5 protein-coding genes are annotated in these 7026 nt (G+C 66.3%); 2 read left to right on the forward strand and 3 right to left on the reverse strand.

All coding sequences use genetic code 11. The features are described from left to right. Window positions 1–91: 91 nt before the first annotated feature. Entirely contained in the window at window positions 92–328 is a 237-nt protein-coding gene (locus tag SOM61_RS24715) for a hypothetical protein (protein ID WP_320476533.1), read from the reverse strand. 151 nt (window positions 329–479) lie between these two features. Here SOM61_RS24715 and SOM61_RS24720 point away from each other — a divergent pair, with 151 nt between their 5' ends. Next, window positions 480–2741 (forward strand): family 1 glycosylhydrolase, encoded by a 2262-nt coding sequence (locus tag SOM61_RS24720; RefSeq protein WP_320476534.1) that lies wholly within the window; start codon window positions 480–482, stop codon window positions 2739–2741. Window positions 2742–2915: 174 nt separating this feature from the next. Here SOM61_RS24720 and msbA read toward each other — a convergent pair whose 3' ends face one another. Continuing rightward, entirely contained in the window at window positions 2916–4643 is a 1728-nt protein-coding gene (msbA, locus tag SOM61_RS24725) for a lipid A export permease/ATP-binding protein MsbA (RefSeq protein ID WP_320476535.1), read from the reverse strand. Continuing rightward, the gene (locus SOM61_RS24730; RefSeq protein WP_320476536.1) at window positions 4633–5889 is read right to left on the reverse strand and encodes an O-antigen ligase family protein; all 1257 of its coding nucleotides are present in this window, start codon (window positions 5887–5889) and stop codon (window positions 4633–4635) included. The genes msbA and SOM61_RS24730 overlap by 11 nt, the downstream gene beginning before the upstream one ends. Before the next feature lie 87 nt (window positions 5890–5976). Between SOM61_RS24730 and SOM61_RS24735 the strand changes: the two genes are divergently transcribed. After that, a complete protein-coding gene (locus tag SOM61_RS24735) occupies window positions 5977–6810 on the forward strand; it encodes a glycosyltransferase family 2 protein (protein ID WP_320476537.1) in 834 nt (277 codons plus the stop codon). The last annotated feature ends 216 nt before the right edge of the window (window positions 6811–7026 follow it).

Consider the following 7026-nt stretch of genomic DNA (forward strand, 5'->3'; position numbering starts at 1 on the left):
ATTTCACTTGGATCCCCGCCTTCGCGGGGATGACGATGCATACTTTGCGTATAAATATTCCGGACACCAGTGCGCCTCCGCGGGAACGACGTTATCGGCGTCGCTTCTTCCAGTCGTAACCGGGGCCGGTGACATCCACGCCGGGATGCCCCACCACGTCCGGATGCTCCGAGCACATGGTGATGAAGCGGATGCCCTCACCCGCGCGCTGGCGCTGGCGCAGCTCTTCCATGAACTGCATCGCCGGCACCATCTCGCTGGTGTCGAAAGGCCGGGCATGGGGCTCGCTCGCGACGTCGCCGACGACGGTCCAGTACACCATATACATCGCTTTCCTCCTCGCTCAACGTGCCTCCATTTTAATGCCGAGAGAAAGTAGGATTTGTCCGAAAAAAGCCGGTTGTGTGGGCCACTTCACATAAGCGGTTGCATCGGGCCGTTAGGCTGGGATCTGTGTTCATCACGCAGGTACCGACTTCATGAATATTCAAACCGACGCCTCCACGCCGGACCTTGCCCTGTGGGGCGGTCTCGAATGCACGGTCAACCGCGTACGCGACAATTACTTCAGCCAGATGGACCGCAACGGCCACGCCGGGCGCCTGCAGGACATCGAACGCTTCGCTTCCCTCGGCATCGGGGCGATCCGCTATCCGGTGCTGTGGGAACGCACCGCTCCCGACGGCGTCGACAAGGCCGACTGGTCCTGGCCGGACGAGCGCCTGCCGGCGCTGCGCCAGCTGGGCATCAACCCGATCGTGGGCCTGGTCCATCACGGCAGCGGTCCGCGCCATACCAGCCTGGTCGATCCCGCCTTCCCCGAGCTGCTGGCCGACTACGCCGGCGCGGTGGCGACGCGCTACCCCTGGGTCGAGTACTACACGCCGGTCAACGAGATCTGCACCACGGCGCGCTTTTCGGGCCTGGCCGGGCTCTGGTATCCGCATGGCGGCGACGAAGCCACCTTCATCCGCGCCCTGCTGGTGCAGTGCCGCGCAACCGTGCTGTCGATGCGCGCGATCCGCGCCGTCAATCCTCACGCCAAACTGGTCCAGACCGACGACCTGTCCAAGACCTATGGTACTCCCGAGATGGAAGAGATCAGCGGCTTCTTCAACGAACGCCGCTGGCTGGCCTGGGACCTGCTGTGCGGGATGATCGACGAGAATCATCAACTGTGGAACTACCTGCGCGAATCGGGCGCCGGCGAGGATGAGCTGCGCTGGTTCCGCGACAATCGCTGCCCGCCCGACGTGGTCGGCGTGAACTACTACATCACCAGCGAGCGCTGGCTCGACCATCGTCCCGAGCGCTATCCGGAATCCCATCGCCACGTGTTCCGCGGCGTGCCGCACGCCGACATCGAGGCGCCGCGCGCGCTGGCCACGCCGACGCCGGGCATCGCCCCGCTCTTGATGGAAACCTGGGAACGCTATGGCCTGCCGATCGCGGTCACCGAAGCCCATATCGACGCCAACCGCGAAGACCAGATGCGCTGGCTGCTCGAGATCTGGAACGCCGCGCTCAAGGCGCGCCAGCAAGGCGCCGACGTGCGCGCGGTCACGGTGTGGGCCCTGCTCGGCTCCTTCGACTGGAACTGCCTGGTGACCGAATGCCGCGGCTACTACGAGCCGGGCCCGTTCGACGTGCGCAGCCCGGCGCCGCGGCCGACCGCGCTCGCCACCCTGATGCGCGAACTGGCCAGCAAGCGGCCGCTGTCCAATCCGGTGCTGCAGGGCGAAGGTTGGTGGCGCCGGCCGGGCCGCTTCTGGTGCAAGCCGGTCGCGACCCGCACGGCGGTGGCCGACATCGCCGTGCGCAGCCAGTTCAAGTCGAACCACGTGCAGCCGATCCTGATCTCGGGCGCCAGCGGCACGCTGGGCTCCGCCTTCAAGCGCATCTGCGAAAAGCGCAACCTGGCCTGCCACGTACTGACGCGCCAGGAGATGGACATCACCGACCCGGCCTCGGTGGAAGCGGCGATCGTGCGCTTCAAGCCGTGGGCGATCGTCAATGCCGGCGGCTACGTGCGGGTCGACGAAGCCGAAGCCGATCTTGACCGCTGCATGCGCGAGAACACACTGGGCCCGACCGTGCTGGCGCTGGCCGCTATCCGCCACGCGCTGCGCTTCATGACCTACTCGAGCGACCTGGTGTTCGACGGCGCCAGCGAGCAGCCCTACGTGGAATCCGATGCCGCCAACCCGCTCGGCGTGTACGGCCGCAGCAAGCTCGAAGCCGAGCAGCGCGTGCTGGACGCCGACCCGCAGGCGCTGGTGATCCGCACCAGTGCCTTCTTCGGTCCCTGGGACCAGCACAATTTCGTGACCCAGGCCCTGAACGCGCTCGACGTCGGCCGGCCGTTCCAGGCGGCGCGCGACGTGACGGTGTCGCCGACCTATGTGCCGGACCTGGTCAACGTGTCGCTGGACCTTTTGATCGACCGCGAACGCGGCGTCTGGCACCTGACGAATGGCGAGGCGCTGAGCTGGGCCGAGCTGGCAAGGCGCGCCTGCGCGGCGGCCGGGGTCTCGAGCGACAGGCTGCAGGAAGTCTCGATCGCCGAGTGCGGCTATGCCGCCCGCCGCCCGGGCTACAGCGCCATGAGCAGCGAACGCGGCCTGCTATTGCCGTCGCTGGACGATGCGCTCAAGCGGTATGTGGAAGCGGTGCAGGAACGGGCGAATGGCGTCAGCCTTGGCCATGAGCACGCGGGAGAGGCGGCGCATTACGCGCGGTGAGCGACTATCGTTGGCCCCAAGACGTCGTTCCCGCGAAGGCGGGAACCCAAGTATCACGCCGCACCACTTACACCAAACGCAGTGGCTGCGCGAAAGACTTGGGTTCCCGCCTGCGCGGGAACGACGGCGTATTCAGGTTGCAGGCCGCGGGCTGCGGCCTGCGGGCCATCAGGTTTACTGCGCCTCGCCCGCCGTAAACTGCAGGTGATACAGATTGGCATACATGCCCTTGTGCGCCAGCAGTTCGTCATGCGTGCCCTGCTCCACGATGCGCCCGGCCTCCATCACCACGATGCGGTCGGCGCGTTCGATCGTCGACAGGCGGTGCGCGATCACGATCGTGGTGCGGCCGGCCATCAGGGTGTCGAGCGCTGCCTGCACTGCGCGTTCGCTCTCGTTATCCAGCGCCGAGGTCGCCTCGTCCAGGATCAAGAGCGGCGCATCCTTGTAGATCGCGCGCGCGATCGCCACCCGCTGGCGCTGGCCGCCCGACAGGCGCGAGCCGTTCTCGCCGATGCGGGTGTCGATGCCGTCCGGCAGGCGCGCCACCACGTCGGTCAGGTGCGCGGCGCGGACCGCCGCCGCCAGGCGCTCGTAGTCGACCTGCTCGGCGCCGTAGGCGATATTGGCCGCCAGCGTATCGTCGAACAGCACCACGTTCTGGCTCACCATCGCCAGCTGGCCGCGCAGCGAGGCCAGCTTGATGTCGGTGTACGGCACGCCGTCGAGCAGCAGGCGGCCTGCTTCCGGATCGTAGAAGCGCGTGACCAGGTTCACAAAAGTAGACTTGCCGCCGCCCGACACGCCCACCAGCGCCACCGTCTGCCCCGGCTTGACTTCCAGCGACACGCCGTTCATGGCCGGGCTGAGCGCGTTCGGATAGCGGAACACCACGTTTTCCAGCACCAGGTGGCCTTGTGCGCGACCCAGTTCGCGGCTGCCGGTGTCGACCTCGGGCTCCGAATCGATGATCCCGAACACCGTCTCGGCGGCCGCCATCCCGCGCTGCATCGGGCCGTTCACCTCGGCCAGCGATTTCAGGGGCGTGAGCAGCATCAGCATCATGGTCACGAACTGGGTGAATTCGCCCACCGTCATGTCGGCCTGGATCGCCAGCACGATCACCAGCGACAGCGCCAGGGAAGTGGCGATCTGGGTCACCGGGGTGGTGGCGGCGAAAGCCACCGTCATGCGCTGCGAGAAGCCGCGCAGGGCTTCGCTGCGCTTGTGGAAGCGCTGGCGCTCGTACCTCTCTCCCGAGAACACGCGGATCACCTGGTGGCCGCGTGCGGCTTCCTCGACCACGCCGGTCATCTCTGCGGTGACGCGCTGGCTCTCGCGGTTCAGGTTGCGCAGGCGCTTGGTGGTGGTGCGCACGATGACGGCGGTCAGCGGGATCACGATGATGGCGACCAGGGTCAGCTTCCAGTTCAGGTACAGCAGAGTGCCCAAGAGGCCGATCACCACCAGCACGTCGCGCACGCAGGCCACGAACACCGACTGGATCATGTCCACCACCTGGCGCACGTCGTTGACCACGGTGTTGATGATCTTGCCCGTCGATTCGTCCTGGTAGCGCGCCACCGGCAGGCGCAACACCTTTTCGAAGGCCATGGCACGCATGTCATTCAGGACGCGGGACAGCACCCAGTTGTTGAAGTACGCGGTGCCGAAGGTGCCGATGCCGCGCAGGATGAAGATCGACACCAGGATGGCCGGGATCCACCACAGGCTGAAGGCGATGTTCTCCTTGAAGCCGTCGTCGAGCAGGACCTTGAGCGCCTCGCCCAGCAACGGCTGGGTAGCGGCGGTGATGGCCATCGACAGCAGCGCCATCCAGGCGCGCGATTGATACGGTTTGACCAGCGCGAGCAGGCGCCGGATGATGACTTTAGTTTCCACGTTGTTCAACCTTTGCTTCCCTTGCCGGCCGCGCGGCCAGGCAGAATCCCATGAGCAGGAACACCATCAGCGCATAGAACATGCTGCCTTTGAGGGACCAGAAAATGACTTCGGTCAGGCCGAAGCTGAAGTAGCACAGCACCACCAGCATGCCGGCCAGCGCCGGCGCGAATTGCGGCAGGCTGGCTCCCGGCGCGCGGTCCTCGCTGCCGCGGCCCAGCTGGCGCGCGAAGAAAATGAAAGGCGCCGCCAGGATGCCGATCCAGGCCGCCAGCCCGAACACGCCGCCGGTGGCGAGCGCCTGCAGGGCGTCATTATGCAGGTGTTCGAGCGACAGGATCGCCGGATCGAGCGTGCCCTGCTCCACCAGGTGGCGGATCTCGGCGCGCACCGTGTTGCGGTCCAGGCCGAACAGCGGCCGTTCCTCGATCAGGATCGCCGCGCCTTTCCACAATTCGAGCCGGGTGCCGACGTTGGTAAAGACGTTGCCGCCGTCGACCCAGGTCTGGACGTCGTCCACGCCCTGCAGCGCGCGCTCCTGCATGCCGGTGGCCGGCACCAGGAAGGCGGCGCCGACCAGGGCGAAGCTGCCGGCCAGCAGCAGGCGCACCTTGCGGCTCTTGAGCAGTTGGGCATAGGAGAGGAACAGCAGCGCGGCCAGCGCCAGCGCGACCCAGGCGCCGCGGGTGCCGGTCAGCATGCAGGCGGCCAGCCCGGCCAGTGTTCCAACCCCGGCCAGCAGCGCCTTGCGGGTATGGTGGCGATAATCGATCGCCGCCGTCAGCGCCACCAGGCCCAGCACCAGGGCCAGGTCGCCGAAGGTGATCGCATTCAAAAAACCGCCGGGGCGCTCTACCTGCAGCACGATGCGCTGCCAGGCGACGAAGGGCAACGCGGCCACGCTGCCGGCCACCACGCCCCACCACAGGAAGGCGGGAGACGGCCGCGCCAGCAGGACCAGGGCCATGCAGGTGAGGCCGAGCAGCATGCGCGAAGGCTTGTCGAGGGTATCGAGGCCAGCCTCGGGCCGGATCAGGAAGGCCACGATGGCGAGCGCGAACTGGAACCAGAAGGCCGCGACCACCCAGCGGACCTCCTTCCAGTGCGGGCTCAGCGCAGCCCAGGCCTTGCGCGGCACGCACAGGGCCGACAGCAGGAACAGGAGGCTGGAAAATCCGATGCCCGAAGGCGTGGTCAGGCTAAGGAAGGGAAACAGGAACACCTGGAAGCCGATCCAAACCTGCATTGGCTCCCGGGACATCATCGGCTTATTGTTCATTCAGGTTCTTGTGGGATATTCTTGCGACCTAGTCGGCTATTGAATCGGACAGCAATGCAGCAAACACAGACAATTTCGGTCGTGATCACCACGTACAACCGGCCCGACGCCCTGGAGGCGGTGGTGGAAGCCTGTTTTTTACAGGACGACAAGAATTTCGAAATCATTATCGCTGATGACGGCTCGACTGCCAACACGCGGGACTGCATCGACCGCCTGGCCGCCAGGTCGCCGGTGCCCTTGAAACACGTCTGGCAGCCGGACGACGGCTTTCGCGCCGCCATGGCGCGCAACCGCGGCACACTGGCGGCAACAGGCGACTATATCATTTTCCTGGACGGCGATTGCGTCCCGCAGCGCGACTTCATCCGCCGCCACCGGGCGCTGGCCCAGCCCGGCTTCCTGGTTTCCGGCAGCCGCATCCTGCTGAGCCAGGGGCTCACCGAGCGCGTTTTGCGCGAACGCGTCGACGTCGCCGGCATGGGCGTGGGCGAACGCCTGCGCCATCGCCTGTCCGGCGACATGAACAAGGTGATCCAGACGATGCTGCGCTGGCCCGACCTCGGCCGCGTGCGCCGCAAGTTCAGCTGGCGCCGCATCAAGAGCTGCAACCTGGCGGTGTGGAAGTCGGACCTGGTCAAGGTGAACGGTTTCGACGAAAGCTTCACCGGCTGGGGCCACGAGGATTCGGACCTGGTCGTCCGCCTGTTCCACGCCGGCGTGCTGCGCAAGGACGGCGCGCTGGCCACCGAGGTGCTGCACCTGTGGCACCGCGAGGCGCAGCGCGACCAGGAATCGAGCAACCGCAAGGTGGTGCTGGAGCGGGCGGCGAATGGGACGACGCAGGCGACGATCGGCTTGCGCGAGCACGCGGATCCGGCGCACTGAGCGCCGCCAGCGCAACGTCTCCCCGCTACTTCGACACGTCGTTCCCGCGCAGGCGGGAACCCAAGTTTGCACGCGTGGTTGCTACGTTTGATGTAGTCGCGGTGCGAATGACTTGGGTTCCCGCCTTCGCGCACTAGCGTCCGGAATATTTATACGCAAAGTATGCATCGTCATCCCCGCGAAGGCGGGGATCCAAGTGAAATCACAGAATGTTCA

Origin of the sequence: Massilia sp. CFBP9012, assembly GCF_034045115.1 — a bacterium.
Classification (GTDB): domain Bacteria; phylum Pseudomonadota; class Gammaproteobacteria; order Burkholderiales; family Burkholderiaceae_D; genus Telluria.